Below are 20,887 nucleotides of genomic sequence, written 5' to 3' on the forward strand. Positions count from 1 at the left end.
TCATTTAAGGAGGTCGAAGATCTCTTCGACATGTCCTGTTTCAGGCCGGATTGGCAGCGTCATGCCATAACCCGGCCCTGAAAGTTGTGGCAAAACGTATGAAACAGCGGGGTAAAGCGCATAGATTGGTGATCGTTGCTATCGCACAGCGTCTTGTCACAATCGCTAACGCCGTCCTCAAAACAGGCAAGCCGTGGCGCATTAACACCGTCGCTAGCCGCTTCGGCAACGCCGACATCAGCTGGACTACGCCTCCAACGTGGCCATACAACCCCCACAGGCCTACTTTCGCCAGTACCAGCCGCCGCTGATGACCGTCTGGGGCCGATGCCTCGACGCGCGACATCCCCCACGCCGAGGTGTGCTTCTACGATACCGGTCATCTGGCACTGGAGCCCTATGGCGCTGAGATTGGCGCAGTCATCCGGGCGTTTTTGGATCGAAACCTGGGCGCAACGTAAACACGCGCCACCATCACGCCAACCCCGCCTCGGCCATCCAAAGCTCGGCGTCGGCACCAGCAGCGATACGCAAGGGCGCGGCTGGGTCGGTGGCCGCGCGCCAGACGGCCTGCGCGACGTCGGTCGCGTGGGTGACCGGGCCCTGGTCCTCCAGCACGCTCTGCACGAATCCCTGGAGTTGCGGCGAGTAATCCAGGTCGTCCATGCCGCGCAGATGCGGCATGGCATTGTCGCCAAAGCGGGTCTGCGGGGCACGTCCGGGCAGCACCAGGTGCGCGCGCACGCCGAAAGGCTGCATTTCCAGTGCCAGCGAAGCGGTGAAGGCGTTTACCGCCGCCTTGCTGGCGCTGTACACCCCGATTAGAGGTAAGGTCTTGACCGTCACCGTGGAGCTGACATTGACGATCACGCCGGCGCGGCGGCGACGCATGTGCGGGGCGACGGCACGTACCATGGCCAGCGTGCCGAGCACATTGGTTTCGAACAACGCCCGGGCCGTCTCCGGCGCGGTCAGTTCCACCGGCGCCACGGCGCCGAAACCAGCATTGTTAACCAGAACGTCGATAGGCCCGGCCGCCTCGACGGCGCGCTCGACGCTGGCGGCATCGGTCACGTCTAGCGCAAGCAAGCGCAGCGAGGGCGGCAGCAGATCCTGTTGCGGCGTGCGCATGGTTGCAATCACCTCCCAGCCGGCTTCGTGGAAGCGTTTAGCGCTTTCCAGGCCGAAGCCCGACGAGCAACCGGTAATCAAGACTGTAGACATCATTTTCTCCTTTCAAAAATTAACGGCGCCATGCTAGGCCCTCAGCTCGAGACTAACTACAATCTAAAGTCGCCATTTCATTTGAATCCGTCCTGATGGCTACCATCGACCCCCTGGCCGAGATCGTCACCCTGCTGCAACCGATGGCCCGCTTCTCCAAACAGGTGGCGTGCACCGCGCCTTGGCGCATCTACCGCAATGGCACCGGCGAGCCGTTCTACTGCGCTATCCTTGAAGGCTCCTGTCGCATCGCGTTCGGCACCGGGCCGGCAGTAGTGCTGCTGACCGGGGACTTCGTACTTGCCCCTGCGATGCGCGCGCTGCGGATCGAAAGCCTTGATACGCCACCGGACCTGCCCGCCAATCAACCTGAAAAACTCGGCGAGGGGCTTTTCCATGTTGGCCGACGTGACGGACCGACCGATCTGCGCATGCGCATCGGCCATTGCCGGTTCGACACCCACGACGCTGCTCTGCTGGTCTCGCTGCTGCCTGATCAGATCATTGTCCGCGATCAGCCCCGGCTGACCACGCTGATACAGTTGATCGACGAGGAAGCGCGGGCGCAACGGGCAGCGCACGAGCTCGTGCTGGAGCGGCTGCTGGAGGTGGTGCTGATCGAGGCCATGCGCTCGGCATCGGCCATTGCCACGGCGCCCAGCCTAGCCCGCGGCCTGGCCGACGAACGCTTGGCCGCGGCTCTGCGCGCCATGCATATGCAGCCGGAGCGGGCCTGGACCATGGCGATGCTGGCGCAGGAGGCGGCCCTGTCACGCTCTGCGTTTTTCACGCGGTTCAGCCGCAGCGTTGGCCTGCCGCCGATGGAATACCTGCTGATCTGGCGCATGGCGCTGGCTAAGCAACTGCTGCGCCAGCCGGGTCTCGGCCTCGAACAGGTGGCGCAACGCGTCGGCTATGGCTCGGCCAGTGCCTTCAGCGTGGCATTTGCACGGCGGACGGGGATGCCGCCTGCGCGCTATGCGCGCGCCCATACGATGTAAACCCTCGCATCGCGCTGGAGTGAGCCGCGTTAGGCTTGCACCGGTGGTGCGGGGCCCTCGTCGACTGGCGCAGCAAAGCACCCAGCAAGTGCGGGGCTACGACTGCCCCAGTCCTCCGGCGGTACTCGCCAGAATCTCGGCCAGGGAACATGGCGTGCCTCCGGTCAAACGCACGATGTCACCGCTGACGATGTCGTAGGCGCCACGCGCCTGCCGCGTCTTCATCGATACCACGGCATCGGCCACAACCTCAGGCAGACCCGTTTTGAGCAACCCGGTTCGCAACACCTCGGCGCGCATCACGTTCAAGGCAAACGGCCGCTGGATGTGCTGCGCGACCAGCCTGCACACCGCTTTACCGCGCAGGGTTTCAGGGCCTGTCAGCTGATATATGGCGCCCTCGTGCCCCTCGCTGGTCAATGCGGCTGCGGCAGCTTTGGCCACGTCGCCGCGCGAAACGAAACTGACGCGGCTGTCCTCAAGCGCCGCAAGCCCGCCTGCCGTCAAAGACATCCGCACCTCTTCGACCAGCGTCTCGGAAAAATAGCTCATACGCAGTATCGTCCATGCGGGGATCGCGCTCTTGATCAACGCCTGCTCACTGTGCCAATACGCCGCGCCAACGGCGGACTCCCCCTCACGCTGCGTCCCGGTTGCTGACAACAGGAAGACGTGACCGACTTGGGCATGTGCAGCGGCATCCACGGCCGCCAACATCTGGCGCGAACGAATCCCCGGCCGCAGATCAGCCCCTGGAATCAACAGCAGGCGATCCAAGCCCTGATAGGCCGCCACCAATGTCTCAGATTGGTCGTAGTCGCCCAAGCGACCTGCGTAGGATAGATCGGTCTTGGGGGTGCGCGAAATCGCCACCAAATTTTTGGCCGAAACCGTTTCCGCCAACGCCTGAACAACTGCGCTACCGAGCTGACCGCTGGCACCGCTCACACCTATTTTCATCATCAGATTCCATGGTTATTTATGGTTCTTTAGGATAAATTTGTTCCTATAAGCTAACAAGTACGCATGAATTCATGCGTCAAGAACACCCAGGTTCCTGTCGCCCCAAGGAGTAGCAATGGAAAATGTAGAAGCGGAATGTCGCAGCCTGGCAGAGGTGATTGCACGCATTGGCGACAAGTGGACGGTTATGGTCTGTGGCCATCTCTCAGAAGGCACCCATCGTTTCAATGCGTTGAAGCACCGCATCCCCGGCATCTCGCACCGGATGCTGACCATCACCCTGCGCGGGCTCGAACGCGATGGACTGGTGGCTCGCAAAGCCTATGCCACCGTGCCGCCGAAGGTTGAGTACTGTCTGACCCCATTGGGGCAAAGCCTGACAGGACCTCTGGCAACCCTGGCAAGTTGGGCACGTGAGAACCGGCCCGCACTTGAACAGGCCCGCACCGCATTTGATCGTCGTGCCGCGCAGGGCTGAACTGGCGTTGAGGTGTGATGAAGCGCGCCGTCAATCAGCGGCGCATGCGGGGCATCATTCCATCAAATTGAACCACTTCACCATGCGCTCACTCAGGTGTTTGTCCAGAAATGTCGGTTCATTTTTCTACAGTATAATTACCAATATGCGCAGTATCGTGAGGCACATGAGCGGAAATTACTGGCAGACAGGAACAACGGTGACGGTATACGCGAGTATGTCGGACTTGCCACGCGCACATGTCCGGTTTTGGAAATCTTTATGGCGCCTTGTATGTCGAGGATGAACGCGTGTGCTGCCTGTCTGGTCTCACCACTCAACAGACAAGCAGTTTAGGGGGTAGTCAGCCTGCGATCAGTTAATAGAGTTGGGATTGCATATCATCACTACTGATCAACTGCCTACGCGCTTCCCTCGATAAGTGAACGTAGGCCGACCGTAGCAACCGCTGCGACCTGCTCCAGACATACACAGCTGACACCATCTCGCGCAGCAGCCGACATGCCGGCCATTGTCACCGTCACGACGTCGGTTGCGATTAATGCTACCGCTGGTGCCCCGCGGGCGATGAAGGCTTGCAGCTTTTCACGACGGATCTGAGCAACGCGCATAGCGATGCGCCTTCCTTCGCCGCTACGATCGGCCCGCAACGCTTCAAGGACCAGGCACCCTGCCTGATCACTGCAGGTCGTGTATGTGCGTGCGGCTTCGCCCAGCAGCTCGGCAATACTATCGACAATCGGACAGTCATCACGAAAGAAGGCCTCCAGCGGCAGAACTTCGGCCACATACGCTTCTGCAATTCGCTCGAAATAGGCGGCCTTGCTCCCAAACGCAGCATAGAAGCTGGCCGGCCGGATACCGAGTGCCTCGGTAATGGCGGCAATACCAAGCGCTTCATAACCGTGCGTGTGAAATAATGCGCGCCCGGTGATGAGAGCGGCATTTGGATCGAACCGGCGGGGGCGGCCACGCGCTCCTTTTGATAATAAATGATCGGTCACTCAAAAAGCCTTGACGTTAGTGCTGGATGAATTATGTAGCGATCAATCAATAAATTCAAGGAGCTCCTAATGTTGGCTTCGGCAACACGCAAAATTCTGGTCATCGGCGGCAGTCGTGGAATTGGGGCGGCGATCGTCGCGCGCTTTGCTGCAGAAGGCGACGACGTGTCATTCACCTGGGCTGGATCGCAGACAGCTGCGGAGGCAGTCGCGGCTCGTACTGGCGCACACGCGATCCGCAGCGACGCTTCAGACCGCGATGCGACGATTGCCCTTCTGCGCGAGATAGGGCCGCTTGATGTTTTGGTCTATAATTCCGCCCTTCTGTTGCCAGGCGACCCGCTAACGCTGGAGCCGGATGCAGTAGACCATCTGATCGACGTCAATATTCGCGGCCCTTATTTCGCATCCGTCGAAGCTGCGCGTCAGATGAGTGAGGGCGGCCGGATTATCCTGATAGGTTCTGTGCATGGAGACAGAATGCCGTTCGAAGGTCTTACGGCTTATGGAATGAGTAAATCGGCATTGCAGGGCCTTGCGCGTGGTCTGGCACGAGATTTTGGCGCGCGTGATATCACGGTTAACGTGGTGCAACCGGGTCCGACGAACACCGACATGAATCCTCATGACGGTCCCCTCATGCAGGCGATGCATGACGAGATGGCGCTCAAACGGCACGGTACAGCAGAAGATGTGGCACATTTGGTGGTTTATCTCGCAGGTCCGCATGCAAGTGGGATCACAGGTGCCATGCATACGATTGATGGTGGGTTCGGCGTATGAGTGAGCCGGTCCTGTATGTGATCTATCGCGGCACGCCAGCTGATCGTTTCGATCGGGCATATTACGAGGAGCACCACCTGCCGCTGGTGAGGAGCGCCTTTGCTGCCTATGGGCTTATATCGCTGGCTGCATTCTATCCGGCGCTGGACACCTCCGAAACTGTCGCAATCTGCGAATGCCGCTTTACCGCCTCAGCCAGCATAGAGGCCGCCTTCAGTAGTCCTGAGATTTCAGCCGTCATGGCGGATGTGCCTCGCTTTACCGATCTTGAACCACTGCGCCTGCGCGTATTGCCTCTCTGAGGTTCTGATATGAATTTTCATCACCCATGGTCGAATGCACCGCTACGCAGTATTCGCCGAGGCCATTTCTGGATACCAGGCGAGCGCGTGGTCCAATCTGGCCGCACCTATCAGCGTGCACCGATGTATGTGGAGTGGGAGGCACCCGAACACGTTACACGTCCTTACCCGATCGTTTTGATGCATGGGGGCGGGTTTCAGGGGACGGAATGGTTCGATACGCCCGATGGCCGAGCGGGATGGGCGCAGCGTCTGGTTGAAGCAGGTTATGCAGTGCTAGTGATCGACCGGCCGGGGCACGGGCGTTCGCCCCTGCATACGGACATCACCGGGGCAATGGGACCGCCGTTTTCCTATGAAGGCGGCCGTCAGATCTATTTCCCTGGTACCGATCCGCGCCATACACAATGGCCGTTTGCTGCGGATAACGAGTCGGCAATGGACGATTTTATCGCGGGTTATGGGCCATTGCCCGCTGATTTGTGCGTCTCCCAGACGATGGATGCCGACCGGACCGCAGCCCTTTTGGATAAAATTGGCCCTGCGATCCTGCTGACGCATTCTGCCTCCGGCCCGGATGGCTGGCTGGTCGCTGATCGGAGACCTGATCTCGTGCGGGGTATCGTTGCGATCGAGCCAATGGGGCCGCCTTTTGCGACCATTCCCAACATCGGACCGATGACGTGGGGCGCTGCTGCCGCGCCACTGGCGTTCGAACCGCCTGTGAGCGATGCAACGGTCCTGCAAGCTGCAGAGCCAGGTACGTATCGCCTGCCGTCTCTGGTCGGATTGCCGATCCTGATCGTGACCGCCGAGGCTAGCGACTTTGCCGCCGCAAGCCTGCCCACTGCTGCATTTTTGAATAATGCGGGGGCCTCAGCCGAGTTGATGCACCTGCCGGATTATGGCGTGCACGGCAACGGACATGGCTTGATTTACGAGAAAAACTCTGACGAAGCACTGGCTCCAGTACTGGCATGGCTTGCGTCGAACACAGAGGCGTTAGCATGAAGATAGCCTTTATCGGCCTCGGTGCGATGGGTCGTGCCATGGCCACCAATCTGGTCCGCAACGGCCATGACGTTTCCGCTTGGACGCGCTCGGGCCGCACGCTTGCAGGTGTGACCACGCTGGAAATACCGGATAAGGCCTTCGAGGGCGATGTCGTACTGACAATATTGTCGGATGATACGGCTGTTCGCTCCGTAATCGTCGATCCAGATTTGCTGTCACGCGCAAAATCAGGTGTGATCCATGTGATGATGTCCACGATTTCGGTCGCGTTTTCGCGCGAGCTAACGGCGCTGCACAACCAAGCCGGGGTGGCATTTGTGGCAAGCCCTGTTCTTGGCAGGCCGGATGTTGCGGCAGACGGCGCGTTGCAGATCCTGACGGGTGGCGATCCAACACATTTGGCCAGGCTCGTGCCTGTATTCGAGATTTTGAGCAAACGTATTTGGCCGATGGGGGACAAACCTTGGGGAGCTCATGCGGCCAAGATTGCGTGTAATATGATGATTACCATGGCGATTGAGGCGATGGCGGAGGCAGTTGTGCTGACAGAGGCTAATGGTGTCGCACGCGAGGTATTTTTTGATCTGATCCTAAATACGCTGTTCGGCAGTCGATCTTATCAGGTCTACTCGAAGAATATCACGAACCGGGTTTACGAACCCGGCTTCCGTGCGGCTCTCGGCCTCAAGGATCTGAGGCTTGCGACAGAAGCGGGTGCTGCGACCGGTCGTGAACTGCCAATGCTGGCTGCGATCTTCGGACAGATGGGAGAAGCCATTGATGCTGGGCATGGAGAAAAGGACTGGTCGATCGTCGCGGCACAGACATTGGGTGAGGCAGATAAGAATTCCTGAGAGATTATGGGATACATAGTCAGGCGTATGAGAGGTAGTTAGACGGCATACAGAAAGCATGTCTGCTTTTGGAAATTTTCTGCGGCGCTTTGTATGTCCGAGATGAGGGCGTATCCCGACTGTTTATTAAGCAATCGGTCGTTGTCGGGCGTGAAATTCTCGCGTCAAGCCTGTGGTGGCTCTCCCAGGTGTTCGCGCATCCAGTGAGCCTCCTCGGTTGGGGTGCGATGAAAGTGGCGTTTGAAATCCCGACTGAACTGGGCCGCACTGGCATAGCCGACTTCGGCGGCAATGGTGGCAAGTGTTCCCTGACGTCGTGTGATCATCAACCTGGCTTCGTGCAGCCGCAGTGCTTTGAGATATTGGATCGGGGTGTTCCCGGTAAGGGACTTAAAGCTGACGTGATATGATGGAACGCTCATACCGGCTGTTACAGCGAGTTCCGGAACCGATAGGCCTTCCTTGTAGCGTTCACGGATCAGCGCGAGGCTCTGCACGATCCTGTCTGTCGTGTCATTACGATGCAATGCTGCCATCAGAGAGCCGCCTTGGGGTCCAACCAGAATGCGGTAATGCAACTCACGCAATAGCCCCGGGCCGAGAATAGCGAGTTCTTGTGGATGATGGAGAGCGTGAAGCAGGCGTTGGAGTACATCCGTCATGGCGGGTGCCATTCGACTTGAAATCAGACTTCGCGCCCGTATTCTTTCGTCGTGACCGGCTTGTCCCTTCAGTGTTGTCGCTATTTCAGCAGCAAGATGGAGGTCAAAATCGAAGTAAATGGCGATCAGAGGCTGAGCAGGACTAGCCTGCGAAGCCATCCGGAAAGGCACAGGGACCGAAACGGCAAGATAATGCTCGGCGTCATATCGGTAGATTTCGCCATTGAGGAAACCCTGCTTGAACCCTTGCAGGACGAAAACCGCGCCAGGGCGATAAAGTACCGGAACATCTTCAAGAATAGTCTCGGAACGCAGGATACGGACACTCGGCAGAGACGTAGCGTTGTAGCCAGATCGCGGCGCGAGTTCCGCAGCCAATGCGAGGAGTGAAGGGATGTCTGATTGGTGATTCATAGGATCAGGCAAGGACATTAGAGAAATCGCAGTAGAGAGCACGGTAATACGCTATTATTAGTCAAGGCATGAACAAAATTCAGTCGAGTAGAGCCATGCCACAAAAAACTTTCTTTATCACGGGCGCCAACTCGGGATTTGGGTTGGCCATTGCACAGGCCGCTCTTGAAGCCGGTCATCTGGTGATTGGTACGGTGCGGTCGCAAACTGCGCGAGCGTCCCTACTGGAGCGACTGCCAGATGTTCGCGCGGTCCAGTGTGACGTCACCGAGTTCGACTGTATCCCCGCCATCGTCGCGCAAGCAGAAGAAGACCACGGTCCGGTCGACGTACTCCTCAACAATGCCGGCTATGGGCATGAAGGAGTTCTGGAGGAATCTTCCCTTGAGGAAATGCGTCACCAGTTCGACGTCAATGTCTTCGGAGCTGTTGCGATTGCCAAAGCCTTCCTGCCGCGTTTTCGCGAACGCCGCAGCGGGTTTATTGTGAACGTGACATCAATGGGTGCTCTGATCACCATGCCAGGTATCTCGTATTACTGTGGCAGCAAATTTGCTTTGCAGGGCATTTCGGACGTCATGCGTGCAGAGATGGCGCCTTTTGGGGTTCACGTCACCGCGCTATGCCCTGGATCCTTCCGAACTGACTGGGCCGGTCGCTCGATGGTTAGGACCGAGCGATCGATCAAAGACTACGACGATCTGTTTGATCCGATCCGGGAGGCTCGCCACGAGAAGGACGGCAAACAGCCAGGCAATCCAGCGAAACTCGCCGTTGCAGTGCTTCAACTTATTGCCTCAGACACACCTCCACCGCAACTCCTGCTGGGTAGCGACGCTCTGCGTTTGGTTCGTGAACGTCTCGCTCAGTTGGAAAAAGAGATCACGGATTGGGAGGAGTTAACCCGATCAACAGACGGGTAATTTTTTTTGGCACACGGTGGCAGCTGTCAGAAGCTGAATTTTCCGAACCGAATGTCCGCAAAGTAGGCGACTGCTGCCTGCTAAGCAATCGGCCATTGCCGGGCACGAGATTTTCGCGTCAAAACTGTGTTAGTTCTCCCCGGTTTTCTTGCATCCATTTAGCCTCCTCACTTGAGATGCGATGAAATTGGCGTTTGAAACCCGGGCGGCACCAATCTGCGAAATTATGGCTCTGCGTCCGTTATGCCGTCTGAAGTACGCCGAAACGGCTGCAGCCGGTCCGTTAGATAGAGACGGTGCATTCGCCGCAATTCATCAGGCGCACCCGGCATCGTGGGGGCGTCCTTCGCCAGCATGCTGCGCAGCACTTTCATAGTGTTTAGAACGACCGCAGCAATATCTCTCGCCAGTGCGTCCTCCAACTCTGGCGCACAGACACGCAACGCTGCCGCAATTCCGACTATGGCATGTTCTCGTGCACGATCACGGATCTCCATCTTGTCAGTCCGTGCCTCCATCAGCGCAGACAGGGATTTCACGCGAGGATGAAGCGTGACAAGCAGTTCGATCAGAACGTCCGCCAGAGCGTCCGGGGATAGTGTGGCGGCACGTTTGGCGAGTGCCGCGTATTCGTCTTCCAGAACGGCGATATGCCGCTGCACAAGAGCGTCCGCTACAGCCTCCTTGTTCGGAAAGAAGCGATAGAGCGAGCCGATTTTTGCCCCGGCGCGCGCGGCGATCTCCGCCATGGTCGTCGCCTCGTACCCTCGTTCCGCCATGAGGTCGGACGCGGCCTCCAGTAATTCCTCGACGCGCTGACGCCCAGCCGCGCGCTGCGGTTGAAGAGATGTCCGTTTACCCCTTGACGAATTTGAGTCCATCCTCAAATAATACCCCTGCTTGAGTGCCTACTCAACTTACTAACGTTTCCGCGTGTTCCAGACAACGGTGCGGGATGACGGTCAAAGGTCAACAGGGAAGGTTTTGCCATGATTTCACTCCCAGCCAGCAGGACGGCCCTCGTCCTGATCGATCTCCAAAAGGGCATCACGGGGCTTCCCTTAGCCCCCACACCGGGTACTGCGATTGTTGAACGATCGAAAGAACTCGCCGCGCGCTTCCGGGCCGCCGGAGCGCCGGTCATTTTGGTTAATGTAGCGTTCGCGCCTGATTTCGCTGATGCCGTGCATGCGACTGTCGATCGCTCCTTTTCACCGCCTGGCGGCTTCGCACCAGACTGGGCTGAGCTGGTCGACGGGCTTGCCGAACCGACCGATCTGCGTGTCACGAAGCGGCAATGGGGTGCCTTCTACGGCACGGATCTCGATCTTCAGTTAAGACGACGCGGTATCTCGACCATTGTGCTGGGCGGAATCGCGACCAATCTGGGCGTGGAATCTACCGCCAGGGCGGCTCATGAGCATGGATATAACGTCGTGCTCGCCACGGATGTCATGTCCACATTCACCGAAGAGATGCAGCGCTTTGCCTGTGAGGAGATTTTTCCGCGCCTTGGCCGTGTGACGACGAGCGAGGCGATCGCGCTGGATGCGTAAGTCCATGGCGGATGTCTGCGCGTCTCGCGGTTCCCAGCGAGATCATTCATGAATTCCAGAACGTCGTCGCCAGCCTCAGGCCCGGATCAACTGCCTCCGGGCACCTGGAAAATAGTGAGCGTTGCGGCGTTCGGATCTTTCATGGCTCAACTTGACGCGACGATCGTCAATGTGTCGCTACCAGATCTTGTCACGACCCTGCACGCGCCATTTTCACTCATACAGTGGGTGGTCAGCGGTTATTTGCTGGCACTCGCCCTGACGCTTCCGCTGAATGGATGGCTCGTAAGCCGCCTCGGGGGGCGAGCGGTCTATTTATGGTGCTTCGGTGCCTTCACGCTGACATCAGGTCTGTGCGCGTTGGCGTGGTCTGCGCCGTCCCTGATCGTATTCCGTCTGCTGCAAGGCATGGCGGGCGGACTGCTCGCCCCTATGGCTCAGATGACGGTAGCTCGTGTGGCGGGCCGACAGATGCCGAGGGTTGCGAGCGCAATGACGGCACCTGTTCTGCTCGCGCCGCTTTTTGGACCCGTCGTCGCCGGTGCCATTCTCTCCATCGCGTCCTGGCGATGGATCTTTCTTCTCAATGTGCCGGTCGGGCTTGCGGCTTTTGCCCTTGCTGTTCTGTTTCTCCCTGACGATCGGCATGACGAGCGCTCCCGTCCACTTGACCTGACAGGGCTAGGATTTCTCGCTCCCGCTCTCGTCTCGTTTCTTTACGGCATGGATCATGTCGTCCGGCTTTATGGACAGGCGACTTTAGGCGCGTCCCTCGTGCTGTTCGTCCTGTATGTCAGATCCGCGCGACGCAAGGGCGATGACGCGCTGATCGACCTGCGCTTGCTGCGTGCGCCTGCCTTTTCGGTGTCGGCGATCATCATGTTTCTGACGAACGGGGTGTCGTTCGCTGGTCAGATGCTTCTACCCGTATGGCTGATTCATGCCTGCGGTGTCTCGCCCGAGCGGACGGGCCTGTTCATGGCACCCCTGGGTCTGGGGATGATGTGCGTCTATCCACTCATTGGCCGTCTGAGTGACCGGTTTGACGCGCGCAATCTGACCGGTTGCGGGGCTCTTTTGTCCTTTGTTGGCACACTGATTTTAGCGTTGCTCGCCTATAACGGTCTGAACGTCGTCCTGCTCGCCTTAGCATTGTTGCTGCGTGGCGGAGGTGGGGGCGCTGTCGGTATTCCGGCGATGAGCGTGGGATATGCTTCGATCGCACGCCCAGATATTCCGATGGCGACGACTGCGCTGAACATCATGCAAAGGATTGGGGGACCGACATTGATCACAGCGTGCGCCACATTCCTCGGGTGGCGGCTTGCGACAATCGCTCCATCCCATGTCGCATCGGAGGCTTATGCCGAAACATTTGGGTTGCTTGCATTATTCCATGGTATTCTGCTGCTCGCGACGCGCTGCATCAAGTCTTCAGAGCGGAAACGTTAGTTCGGATCGAACTGAATCCGTCGCGCATGGATACTCGCCTGAGAAAATAAAAATGACCCAGGCAAGATTAGGCGGCGTCATCCGCTTTAAGATCAGTTGTTTGTATTTCGGATTGTCCGAGATGTAGGCGAGAGCAGCCCCATTCAAACCGTCCGTTCCGACCGTTAGTCTTCGGGGGACGCCATGCCAGCTTGTGCCATTCAGTCTGAGACAATCGCTGCAAGCTGAAGCGGGTTCATATAGTCGCGTATCCGAGTGACCTTCGCGTCACGCCTTTCGATGAACCAGACGTAGGACAAGCTCTTTGTGCTATCGTCGACAACGCGTTCATGATGGCCCGTTGCCTCAACAATCAGTTCGTTGCCCGCGCTACGGACGCGAATGTCGCTCAGCCCGCCGAACCGGATTATAGACGGCAGATGGGCCATATAGGCCGCAATGGCGTCCCGTCCGATCAGTTTACGCGGGGCACCTTCGGGCGCGAACGGAAATTCATGGCATGCGTCGGCTGCGTAGATCGCCATCCAGCCCGCGATATCACCTGCGCGAAGTGCGTCCAGCGCATTTTCGAGCCAGTCTGGCAGTTCGGATGTTGGTGACATGGTGCTTCCTTGATATGATTTCCGGACCATGAGTCCAGATTTACATTATATATCGGACCGCAAGTCCGAAAATCAAGTGGTTCGTCGCGGACGGCCGCCGACCGCCACGATCCGCATGCTTGAGGCCGCTGATATCCTCTTTGCACAGGCTGATGGGCCTGAACGTGTGACCATGGATGCCATTGCGGCGGCATGCAGTGTCGGGAAGGGAACACTGTTCCGCGCATTCGGTAGTCGCGCGGGATTGCTCGACGCTCTCTGGGCCACAAAGATCGAAGCTCTACGGGCAAGCGTGGAGAGTGGTGCGGCTCCTTTCCGGCAAGAAACTTTACCGCAACAGCGTCTTGCAGCGTTTCTTGACCTGATCTTGACGTTCAAGCTCGACAACCGCCACCTGATCCGGGCGCTCGAATTCGGTCCGGGCATTCTGCAATCGCCGCATTATCGCTGGATGCTTGGGGTGACCGCGAGGTTCATCGAGGAAGGGACGGGCTCGCCGCCGGAGGGTGCGGCCCTCTATAACGCCCACGCTCTTCTGGCAGCCCTGCATATCGACCTAATTGAGGACATGCTCGCAAACGGGCTGTCGCTGGACACGATCAGGGAAGCCCAGACCAAGCGCGCCTACATGGCAATGAACATTACAGAATCTGACTATAAAATACTCGTACGCACTTGATCGATCATGTCTGCTTTCCAAAAACTTAAACGCCCCTGTTTATGACCGAAATGAAGGCGACTGCCGCCTGTCTGTTCTGGTTCTTTTGAGCAGACAGGCGAATTAGGGGGCAAGCGGAATGTCTGCTATTGGAAACGTGATGGAGAAAGCAGACAGGTCGATGCTGGTGCACTCTCACGCCGCGCCAGCATTTATTTGAAAAACCTCCGCAGAGTATGAAGGTCTGACTCAGCTCAAATTGCAGAATGAAAATCACGTTTAGGAACCAGCAATCAACTCCCCAAAAACCTGAAATCAGGTAAAAGAGAAATCAATCACCGTTTCTTCGAACTCTCCACATCATTTGGTCAGCTGAAGAGGCTGCCTTGGAAGAAGTGTCGCCAAAGCGGCTCCGGCAACTAGAACGAACGCAGCCAAATAGAAAGCGCTGGAGAATGTCCTGGTCAAATGTACAAGGTACCCGGTTGTCACTGGAGCAAGAAACCCGACTCCATTGCCGAAAATCATTCCGAACCCAGTGACTGACCCAATTCGGGTACCGTCTACCAGAAGATCGGAGCCAAGTGCCGTGTTGGCGCCCAACGCGGCCATAATCAAACCGATCACTACTGAAACACAAAATAAAACCAACCATACCGAATTTAGAAACGGAAGGATGCCAATCACCGAAGATCCCAGAAGCAATACCGCCACAACAAGACGTCTGGGTGCCAGTATCTGTTTCGGCAAAAAGGCGAGGGAAATCTTTTCCGCTATTTTTCCGAGCACGACCGAAAAAACGGCTGCTACTCCGTAACAGATGCTTGCATCCAAGCCTGTTTCAAAGGTCTGTAAATGGAACGTTCGATGCAAATAGGTGGGGAACCATGACATCATCAGGAAATTTGCGTATTGTCCGGCCGCACCAGGAGACAAAAGTCCCCAGAAGGTGCGTTGAGTAAGAAGATTGAGCAGCGAGCGACCATCACTCCATTTCATTCTTTTGACGGCTTCAGCGGGAAAGACTGACCTCCAGCATACGGCTATGACGATACTGAGCGCACCATAGGCCAGAAACGCACTTCGCCAACCGGTCCAGCCAGCCAGCCATCCACTTCCCAGAAGTCCGAAAGCAAGCCCGATCTGGCTGGAGCAGACCAGAGCTGTCAGGATCATTCCCCTGTGTTGTTCCCCAGACCACTGGCGGACAATCCGGTTGGCCAGCGGGAATGTCGGCGTTTCACCGATACCCAATAGAACACGACTCATGAGGAAGACAAAAAGAGTAGCAGATAAGCCTCCCATGAACATGGCGAACGACCAGATCAGAAGAGCCGCCACTCCCATCGTCCGGGTCGGATAACGATCGACCAATAAGGAGGCGGGGAACGTGAGTATCACGTAGGACCAAAGAAAACTCGAAAGAACCCATCCGGTCTGGGCAGGCCCTAGATTAAACTCATGCGCAATGAGAGGCATGCTGACCGAGAGGACAGCACGATCGCCATAACTCAGCATAAACATTCCGATCGCCATCCCGCAGAGGGCGGATCGATGGAACGGGGACAGTACTCTGTCGGCCATAAGCCTGCGTCCTCTACAATTCAGAAGCGATACATTGCCTGAAGAAAGAAACTACGCGGCTGTCCCAGCGTGAGAGAAGACAGGCCGTTGATCGGGGTAATTGCCAGAGACTTGTAATGGCTATTCTGCAAATTCAGAACGGACGCATCAAACGAAAGATGATGATTGTTCTGGGGGAACCATGTCAGATGGGCATTCCAAAGCGCGTATTTTCTCTGGCTTAGCAAAGGATCTGATGTTTGGGAGGATACCGACGGATAAAAGTATTGTTTTGAGTAGTATTGGAAGTCGCTTCCCAGAATGAGGTCACCGTGAGGAAGCCGGATGTCGTAGTCGGCATATCCTGACAAGCTGACATGGGGTGAGCGCGGGATCTGTGCCCCCAGAATTCCGTCGCCGTATTCACTTTGCGATGTGTAGCGCGTGTCCAGCAGACCCAGATTGGCACCGAGCTTCAGGCCGACGACCGGGTGGAGCACTGTTTCCACCTCAGCGCCCTGAATACGGGCCGCGCCAGCATTGCGAAAAACAATGGTCGTAATGCCTCTCCCAATATTGGTCGGAACGTTCACCAATGCGTTCGCATAATTATAGCGAAATACATCGGCATTCAGGGTCAACCGATGGTCCCAGAATTGCGTCTTGGCACCCAATTCGAACGAATCGATGGTTTCCGGATTCACAGATGTTAATTGCTGAGCCGAAAACGATGTGCCCGGAACCCTGCTATACCCTGTAAAGCTGTAATTTCCCGGCATCTTCCCCGAAGCGAAACGAAAATAAGCCATTGCCTGTCGCGTTATATCGTATTGGATCGTAAAATCAGAGTTCCAGTTCCGGTAGGTATTATGCTCTTTCTGAGTCAATACTCTGGATGCGCCAGCAGGTAGTGAGGCAAGAGAATTTCCATAGACCCCCGCGCTTCCAGTCAGAGGGACTGCGTCATAGGCGTTCGTGATGCCGATCCGCTCAATGGACCACCGCAAGCCGCCGGTGATGTGAAAACGCGATGTTACGTTATAGGTAGCGCTAGCAAATGCTGAGCCGTTTTGCCAATTTTGATCATAATGATCCCGAGAATATGGCGGAACGGAAAAAGAAAGCGCCTGACCATTGGCAGTTACGGGTGTATGGTAATAGGCATTCGCGCCGATGCTGTCGAGATGCTCGAGCATTCCGAAAAGACCGGCTTGCCAGGTCCAGCGACGGGTACCATGAGAAGCAATGCGAATTTCCTGTGTTGCCTGCCAGTAGTCACCGGTATTGTAAGATGCGTTGTAAGGTGTCTGCCCGGTAGGCAACGCAATCATGGGGTATGCTTCGCTCTGGTTGCGACGGTTTCCTTCAGCAGCGGAGATTGAGGTCAGCGTGAAATGCGGCTGGGACCAGACCGCCTTGACGAACCCACCGGTTTCCTGAACGAATTGCTGAGCGCGATATGTATTGACCTCGTCATACGCCAGTTTCGGAACGGCTGATGGCGTGTTATAGCCCGGAATATACACGGTTGACGGATTGCCAAAACCGCTTTTCGACAAATCCGCTGCGTATTGTTGCGGATATACTGACCCGTCAAACCTTCTGTAATGGCCATTCAATGTAATATTGAGATCAGGCGTGGCCCGGATGAGCAACTGCCCCCGCGCCGCCGTGTCCAGGCCACCTCCAAGTTTTTTTCCGTCCGTGACATTTTTTTGCCACCCATCGCTGTTATCCCCATAGAAGGCAAAACGGCCGGCCACCTTTTCGGGGATGATCGTGCCACCGATTGCGACCTGTTCCTGAGAATGATTGAAGCTTCCATAGCCGAATTTGGCATATCCCTGGCGTTTGAATGTTGGTGCCTGAGAAATTAGGTTAATTGCACCGCCATTGGCGTTCTTACCCCACAACGTCCCCTGTGGACCCCGAAGAACCTCTGTCTGCGCCAGGTCGAATAGGGGGAAGCCCTGATTATAAACGTTGGCGATGTAGACTTCGTCGTAATAGACTCCGACCGGATTGACGGTATTCGCGTTGGTGCTGTTCGTACCAATTCCGCGCATGAACCACCGGGGGCGTTCAGGTCCTTCGGTCGCTGCGCCTTGAAGATTGGGTACGAGTTTTGCGATGTCGCTGGTGCGCTGCAACTGGGCATCGCGTAAAATCTGGTCACCGCCGATGACTGACAGAGAAACCGGCACTGTTTGCGGGTTTTGCCGTCTGCGCTGAGCAACAACAGTGAGCGTTTCATCGCGCGGTCGTGTGTTGCCGATAGCGGACGTAGCATGTTTCGGATCAGAATGTTGAACAGATGGTGACGAATGTTTTTTTTCCGCGAGTAGCGGAGAGGCGGCGCTCGCTTCCACCACAGGATATGCAAGCAGTGTGCTACCGAGAAGGGCAAAACGATGGGCGTGCGTCAGATAGCGATGAACGGGGAAGCGCGACTGAGACATGTGGGAAATCCTTGGGCGCCAGCTAAGCTCGGGTTTACGAACTCTGCTGATCACGATCGAAGAGAGACGACCAGGTGAGGTTCTGATTAATGGGAGTCGACGCCGCATTCTCGGTTGGTAGACGTGGCATAACCAGTTCGCCGAAGCGGTAGGCTTCTTCGAGCAGGGGCATGCCTGAAAGAATGAACGTTTCGATTCCGGCTTTTTGATATGCCTCCAGCGTACGCAGAACCGTATCTGGCGACCCTACGATCGCAGTGCCAGGTCCAGGGCGCACGAGACCAATGCCCGACCAGAGATTTGGTGCTATTTCAAGATCCCGAAGATTTTCGGGTTTTTTGCCTTGGTGCAACGCCGCCATGCGTTTTTGGCCAACAGAGTCGGTATTATTAATCATTCGCTGATTGGCCGCCACGCTGTCCGCATCCATATGAGCATATAAGTCATTGGCAGCGTCCCATGCCTCATTGTCGGTGCGGCGCACGATCACATAGAGACGAACTCCGAATGAGAGTTCCCGGCCATAACTCTTGGCCCGTTCTTGAACACGGGCATGCTTTTCCGCGAGTTGGTCTGGCGTTTCCCCCCACGACAGATAGGTATGGACATGGCGTGCGGCGACATCAATCGCAGCATCCGATGAGCCGCCGAAATACAGGGGCGGCGCAGGGATCGTCTTTCCGACTGGAAGGGCCAGCTTCGCGTTCTTGAGAGAGATGTAACGCCCTTCATACGTCACGGCCTCGCCTTCCATCAGCCTATGCCATATGGAAAGATATTCGTCCGCCATGGCATAGCGTTCGCCATGAGGGAGGTGAAGCCCATAAGTCTCCAGCATTTCTGTAGTGCCTGAGACAATGTTCAGCAGCACGCGCCCCTTCGTAAATTCCTGCAATGATGCCGCCATTTTTCCGAGCAGTGTTGGAGGGATTAGCCCTGGGTGAATGGCAATCAGAAATTTCAGACGGTCTGTGAAAGAGGCCAGCGCACTTCCCAGCGCCCAGACATCATGCGCGCCGGTCGCAAAAAGCGCGCCAGTATATCCAAGTTGATCGTAGGCTGACGCCAACTGACGATAATATCCAAGATCTACCTTGCGCGTTCCGTCCTGACGCCACGGGTAAACTCCGTCAGGCGCACACATATATCCAAATATTTTCATGTCACATTTTCTCCGTGGAAGAGGTTTAAGGCCCACTCAGAGCCGCATGGCGTCCAGGACAGCAATTTCCCGAGAGAGGTCACCATGACGCAGGAGGGTGTCCGCCTCTTCCTGCTGTTCATCGGCGATTTCCCGATCAGCTGCGTGTATGCTCCAATCCCGTGCAGCGATGGCTGTTGACCAAGTATTCAGATCGACATGTTCTGTGCGGGCATCCGTCAGAATGCGTGCTGCTCTTTCTGGATCAGCGCTAATTTCCCGCCCGAGAGTTATCAGGCGCGAAAGAACGTCTTCTTTCTGTGATGCGGAAAGCTTTCTATTCCTGATCGTCCAGAAAACAGAGCGATTGGGAATTTTGTCACCACACTCGGCAATGACCTTGACGAAATTTTTGGATATTGCCTTTTCGAGCAATGGAGACATTGCAATCCATGCATCCACTTTGCCGTCCAGAAGGTGAGTGAGGGATGCTGACGGCGAGAGTTCAACGCGTCGCACGTCTCGCAGAGTAAGTCCCACCCCATCCAGAAGACGTGCCAGTAGGTAGGTATGGAACGAGCCGTCAACCAACGCGATCCTCGCTTCCTGGAGATCTCGGATGTCCGCAATAGCTGATGTAGGTGTTGTCACCAGGGCACCATTGTGCGGCCGACGAGCTGATGCCGCGATATATTCAACTTCGGCACCGTTCGCCTGAGCAATGATCGGCGGCGTCGATCCGGTACCACAAATGTCAATTTCACCACGCGTCAGGAAGCGAGCGCTCTCACGGCCATCATCATAATGTACGAATTCGACTGCGATTCCATTAAACAGAGCGGGCCAATGGGACGCGAGAAACAGATGCAGGTTTGCATTATGTACCCCAATTTTTAGTGACACTTGAAGCCCTTTCACTATATCGATATGCATAATGATATAATGATAACAAAATACGCAAGGTGATTCGTTCTTAATTCTATAAACTATATATAAAAGTGGTATAATCTGATTTTTCTCTACCCTTTGTCTGAAACGCTGTATAAGGGGGACATGGTATTGTCCGTGCTCTGTCGAGATGTCGCTGCGGCAAGCAGTGTCCTGCGGGTTCTTGGTAATCCGACACGGTTGGCTATTGCTTGCCTGCTTGTTGAGGGGGAACGGTCGGTGTCCGAGATCGAACGATGTCTGGACATTCATCAGCCCACCCTTTCGCAACAGGTGGGTGTTCTTCGGAACGCTGGAATTATTAGAGGTAGAAGGCAGGCCAAGCACGTCGTCTACGGTGTCTCGGATCAGCGCGCGCGCGCTGTTATCCTTTCGCTCCGATCCATGTGGCCAGATCTGGTCCCTGCTTATGCGCGCCTCATCGATTCCCAAACTACAGCTCAGGAAGCAGCGAGCTTACATGTTGAAACTCAACTCTCTGATCTGGAGATAATGTAGCTCGATATCAATCGATGATTGTAATAATTTTTTTCAAGCCTACAGCGTGTCGTCAGTTAAGCAGGATGATGATTGAGGCAAGTCCCACGGCTGTGAGGAAGGTGAACTTCAGTTCATCGTAGCGGATTGCGATAGCGCCAAACTTCTTGGTTTTGTTGAATAATCTCTCAACAAGGTTCCGTTCGTAGTAGAGAGAAAAATCGATTTTTCTTTGTATCGTTCTGTTGCGTTTTGATGGGGTGACCGTGGTAATCTCTCGCTATATTAGCCGATCGACAAACCGGTCCGCGTCATACGCCTTGCCAGCAAGAAGAGTACCCGGGTCGATATTTTCCAGAGCAGTTTCTTTTGGGTGATAAACGTCACCTTCTCAGCCTAGAACAATCTC

21 protein-coding genes are annotated in these 20,887 nt (G+C 56.2%); 11 read left to right on the forward strand and 10 right to left on the reverse strand.

What is annotated here, in order from left to right; genetic code table 11:
- Positions 1-474: 474 nt before the first annotated feature.
- Complete coding sequence (locus JK213_RS11385; protein ID WP_228120071.1) at positions 475-1,227, reverse strand: SDR family oxidoreductase; 753 nt, start codon at positions 1,225-1,227, stop codon at positions 475-477.
- A gap of 92 nt (positions 1,228-1,319) precedes the next feature.
- Here JK213_RS11385 and JK213_RS11390 point away from each other — a divergent pair, with 92 nt between their 5' ends.
- Complete coding sequence (locus JK213_RS11390; RefSeq protein WP_141354505.1) at positions 1,320-2,225, forward strand: AraC family transcriptional regulator; 906 nt, start codon at positions 1,320-1,322, stop codon at positions 2,223-2,225.
- Between the two features lie 96 nt (positions 2,226-2,321).
- On the opposite strand, the gene JK213_RS11395 is transcribed toward JK213_RS11390, so the two are convergent.
- Positions 2,322-3,188, reverse strand: coding sequence for an NAD(P)H-binding protein (locus tag JK213_RS11395; RefSeq protein WP_211571576.1), 867 nt, complete (start codon positions 3,186-3,188; stop codon positions 2,322-2,324).
- A gap of 115 nt (positions 3,189-3,303) precedes the next feature.
- On the opposite strand from JK213_RS11395, the gene JK213_RS11400 reads away from it, so the two are divergent.
- Positions 3,304-3,666, forward strand: a complete 363-nt coding sequence (locus JK213_RS11400) for a helix-turn-helix domain-containing protein (protein WP_141354501.1) — start codon at positions 3,304-3,306, stop codon at positions 3,664-3,666.
- A gap of 401 nt (positions 3,667-4,067) precedes the next feature.
- Here the strand turns inward: JK213_RS11400 and JK213_RS11405 are convergent, their stop codons facing one another.
- Positions 4,068-4,670 (reverse strand): TetR/AcrR family transcriptional regulator, encoded by a 603-nt coding sequence (locus JK213_RS11405; RefSeq protein WP_141354499.1) that lies wholly within the window; start codon positions 4,668-4,670, stop codon positions 4,068-4,070.
- Between the two features lie 69 nt (positions 4,671-4,739).
- Here JK213_RS11405 and bdcA point away from each other — a divergent pair, with 69 nt between their 5' ends.
- The 4 genes from bdcA (at position 4,740) to JK213_RS11425 (ending at position 7,623) form a co-directional block, all read left to right on the forward strand.
- On the forward strand, positions 4,740-5,453 hold the full coding sequence (gene bdcA / locus JK213_RS11410; protein WP_141354497.1) for an SDR family oxidoreductase: 714 nt from the start codon (positions 4,740-4,742) through the stop codon (positions 5,451-5,453).
- Entirely contained in the window at positions 5,450-5,755 is a 306-nt protein-coding gene (locus JK213_RS11415; RefSeq protein ID WP_141354495.1) for an EthD family reductase, read from the forward strand. The genes bdcA and JK213_RS11415 overlap by 4 nt, the downstream gene beginning before the upstream one ends.
- A gap of 87 nt (positions 5,756-5,842) precedes the next feature.
- Positions 5,843-6,766: an alpha/beta hydrolase gene (locus JK213_RS11420; RefSeq protein ID WP_211571577.1), complete on the forward strand. Its 924-nt coding sequence runs from the start codon at positions 5,843-5,845 to the stop codon at positions 6,764-6,766.
- Positions 6,763-7,623, forward strand: coding sequence for an NAD(P)-dependent oxidoreductase (locus tag JK213_RS11425; RefSeq protein ID WP_141354491.1), 861 nt, complete (start codon positions 6,763-6,765; stop codon positions 7,621-7,623). Before JK213_RS11420 ends, JK213_RS11425 begins: the two co-directional genes overlap by 4 nt.
- 164 nt (positions 7,624-7,787) lie before the next feature.
- On the opposite strand, the gene JK213_RS11430 is transcribed toward JK213_RS11425, so the two are convergent.
- Positions 7,788-8,699: an AraC family transcriptional regulator gene (locus JK213_RS11430; protein ID WP_141354689.1), complete on the reverse strand. Its 912-nt coding sequence runs from the start codon at positions 8,697-8,699 to the stop codon at positions 7,788-7,790.
- A 95-nt stretch (positions 8,700-8,794) separates the two neighbouring features.
- On the opposite strand from JK213_RS11430, the gene JK213_RS11435 reads away from it, so the two are divergent.
- Positions 8,795-9,622 carry an oxidoreductase gene (locus JK213_RS11435; RefSeq protein WP_211556002.1) on the forward strand — a complete coding sequence of 276 codons (828 nt, stop codon included), beginning with the start codon at positions 8,795-8,797 and terminating at the stop codon, positions 9,620-9,622.
- Between the two features lie 224 nt (positions 9,623-9,846).
- Here JK213_RS11435 and JK213_RS11440 read toward each other — a convergent pair whose 3' ends face one another.
- Positions 9,847-10,503 carry a TetR/AcrR family transcriptional regulator gene (locus tag JK213_RS11440; protein WP_211571578.1) on the reverse strand — a complete coding sequence of 219 codons (657 nt, stop codon included), beginning with the start codon at positions 10,501-10,503 and terminating at the stop codon, positions 9,847-9,849.
- A gap of 108 nt (positions 10,504-10,611) precedes the next feature.
- Here JK213_RS11440 and JK213_RS11445 point away from each other — a divergent pair, with 108 nt between their 5' ends.
- Both JK213_RS11445 and JK213_RS11450 read left to right on the forward strand, forming a co-directional pair.
- Positions 10,612-11,178: a hydrolase gene (locus JK213_RS11445; protein WP_211571580.1), complete on the forward strand. Its 567-nt coding sequence runs from the start codon at positions 10,612-10,614 to the stop codon at positions 11,176-11,178.
- A gap of 48 nt (positions 11,179-11,226) precedes the next feature.
- On the forward strand, positions 11,227-12,630 hold the full coding sequence (locus tag JK213_RS11450) for a DHA2 family efflux MFS transporter permease subunit (RefSeq protein WP_211571582.1): 1,404 nt from the start codon (positions 11,227-11,229) through the stop codon (positions 12,628-12,630).
- 200 nt (positions 12,631-12,830) lie between these two features.
- On the opposite strand, the gene JK213_RS11455 is transcribed toward JK213_RS11450, so the two are convergent.
- Positions 12,831-13,232, reverse strand: a complete 402-nt coding sequence (locus JK213_RS11455; protein ID WP_141354383.1) for a nuclear transport factor 2 family protein — start codon at positions 13,230-13,232, stop codon at positions 12,831-12,833.
- A 28-nt stretch (positions 13,233-13,260) separates the two neighbouring features.
- On the opposite strand from JK213_RS11455, the gene JK213_RS11460 reads away from it, so the two are divergent.
- The gene (locus tag JK213_RS11460; protein ID WP_228123926.1) at positions 13,261-13,911 is read left to right on the forward strand and encodes a TetR/AcrR family transcriptional regulator; all 651 of its coding nucleotides are present in this window, start codon (positions 13,261-13,263) and stop codon (positions 13,909-13,911) included.
- Between the two features lie 339 nt (positions 13,912-14,250).
- Here JK213_RS11460 and JK213_RS11465 read toward each other — a convergent pair whose 3' ends face one another.
- The 4 genes from JK213_RS11465 to JK213_RS11480 form a co-directional block, all read right to left on the reverse strand.
- Positions 14,251-15,414 (reverse strand): MFS transporter, encoded by a 1,164-nt coding sequence (locus JK213_RS11465; protein WP_211571584.1) that lies wholly within the window; start codon positions 15,412-15,414, stop codon positions 14,251-14,253.
- An 80-nt stretch (positions 15,415-15,494) separates the two neighbouring features.
- On the reverse strand, positions 15,495-17,912 hold the full coding sequence (locus JK213_RS11470) for a TonB-dependent receptor (RefSeq protein WP_167495565.1): 2,418 nt from the start codon (positions 17,910-17,912) through the stop codon (positions 15,495-15,497).
- A 34-nt stretch (positions 17,913-17,946) separates the two neighbouring features.
- On the reverse strand, positions 17,947-19,074 hold the full coding sequence (locus JK213_RS11475) for an LLM class flavin-dependent oxidoreductase (RefSeq protein WP_141354389.1): 1,128 nt from the start codon (positions 19,072-19,074) through the stop codon (positions 17,947-17,949).
- Between the two features lie 36 nt (positions 19,075-19,110).
- On the reverse strand, positions 19,111-20,253 hold the full coding sequence (locus tag JK213_RS11480) for an ABC transporter substrate-binding protein (protein ID WP_249200604.1): 1,143 nt from the start codon (positions 20,251-20,253) through the stop codon (positions 19,111-19,113).
- Between JK213_RS11480 and JK213_RS16190 the strand changes: the two genes are divergently transcribed.
- Positions 20,182-20,499 (forward strand): ArsR/SmtB family transcription factor, encoded by a 318-nt coding sequence (locus tag JK213_RS16190; protein ID WP_373320142.1) that lies wholly within the window; start codon positions 20,182-20,184, stop codon positions 20,497-20,499. The genes JK213_RS11480 and JK213_RS16190 overlap by 72 nt on opposite strands.
- The last annotated feature ends 388 nt before the right edge of the window (positions 20,500-20,887 follow it).

It is taken from the genome of Gluconobacter sp. Dm-44 (assembly GCF_018256175.1).
GTDB classification, from domain to species: domain Bacteria; phylum Pseudomonadota; class Alphaproteobacteria; order Acetobacterales; family Acetobacteraceae; genus Gluconobacter; species Gluconobacter cadivus.

Bases quoted from the DNA above. Each gene is read 5' to 3' on its own strand.
- JK213_RS11390 (WP_141354505.1), top strand. From the start codon at position 1,320: ATGGCTACCATCGACCCCCTGGCCGAGATCGTCACCCTGCTGCAACCG.
- JK213_RS11385 (WP_228120071.1), bottom strand. From the start codon at position 1,227: ATGATGTCTACAGTCTTGATTACCGGTTGCTCGTCGGGCTTCGGCCTG.
- JK213_RS11430 (WP_141354689.1), bottom strand. From the start codon at position 8,699: ATGAATCACCAATCAGACATCCCTTCACTCCTCGCATTGGCTGCGGAA.
- JK213_RS11400 (WP_141354501.1), top strand. From the start codon at position 3,304: ATGGAAAATGTAGAAGCGGAATGTCGCAGCCTGGCAGAGGTGATTGCA.
- JK213_RS11460 (WP_228123926.1), top strand. From the start codon at position 13,261: ATGAGTCCAGATTTACATTATATATCGGACCGCAAGTCCGAAAATCAA.
- JK213_RS11445 (WP_211571580.1), top strand. From the start codon at position 10,612: ATGATTTCACTCCCAGCCAGCAGGACGGCCCTCGTCCTGATCGATCTC.
- JK213_RS11415 (WP_141354495.1), top strand. From the start codon at position 5,450: ATGAGTGAGCCGGTCCTGTATGTGATCTATCGCGGCACGCCAGCTGAT.
- JK213_RS11470 (WP_167495565.1), bottom strand. From the start codon at position 17,912: ATGTCTCAGTCGCGCTTCCCCGTTCATCGCTATCTGACGCACGCCCAT.
- JK213_RS11475 (WP_141354389.1), bottom strand. From the start codon at position 19,074: ATGAAAATATTTGGATATATGTGTGCGCCTGACGGAGTTTACCCGTGG.
- JK213_RS11465 (WP_211571584.1), bottom strand. From the start codon at position 15,414: ATGTTTATGCTGAGTTATGGCGATCGTGCTGTCCTCTCGGTCAGCATG.
- JK213_RS11455 (WP_141354383.1), bottom strand. From the start codon at position 13,232: ATGTCACCAACATCCGAACTGCCAGACTGGCTCGAAAATGCGCTGGAC.
- JK213_RS11395 (WP_211571576.1), bottom strand. From the start codon at position 3,188: ATGATGAAAATAGGTGTGAGCGGTGCCAGCGGTCAGCTCGGTAGCGCA.
- JK213_RS11450 (WP_211571582.1), top strand. From the start codon at position 11,227: ATGAATTCCAGAACGTCGTCGCCAGCCTCAGGCCCGGATCAACTGCCT.
- JK213_RS11440 (WP_211571578.1), bottom strand. From the start codon at position 10,503: ATGGACTCAAATTCGTCAAGGGGTAAACGGACATCTCTTCAACCGCAG.
- JK213_RS11425 (WP_141354491.1), top strand. From the start codon at position 6,763: ATGAAGATAGCCTTTATCGGCCTCGGTGCGATGGGTCGTGCCATGGCC.
- JK213_RS11480 (WP_249200604.1), bottom strand. From the start codon at position 20,253: ATGAATGTCCAGACATCGTTCGATCTCGGACACCGACCGTTCCCCCTC.
- JK213_RS11435 (WP_211556002.1), top strand. From the start codon at position 8,795: ATGCCACAAAAAACTTTCTTTATCACGGGCGCCAACTCGGGATTTGGG.
- bdcA (WP_141354497.1), top strand. From the start codon at position 4,740: ATGTTGGCTTCGGCAACACGCAAAATTCTGGTCATCGGCGGCAGTCGT.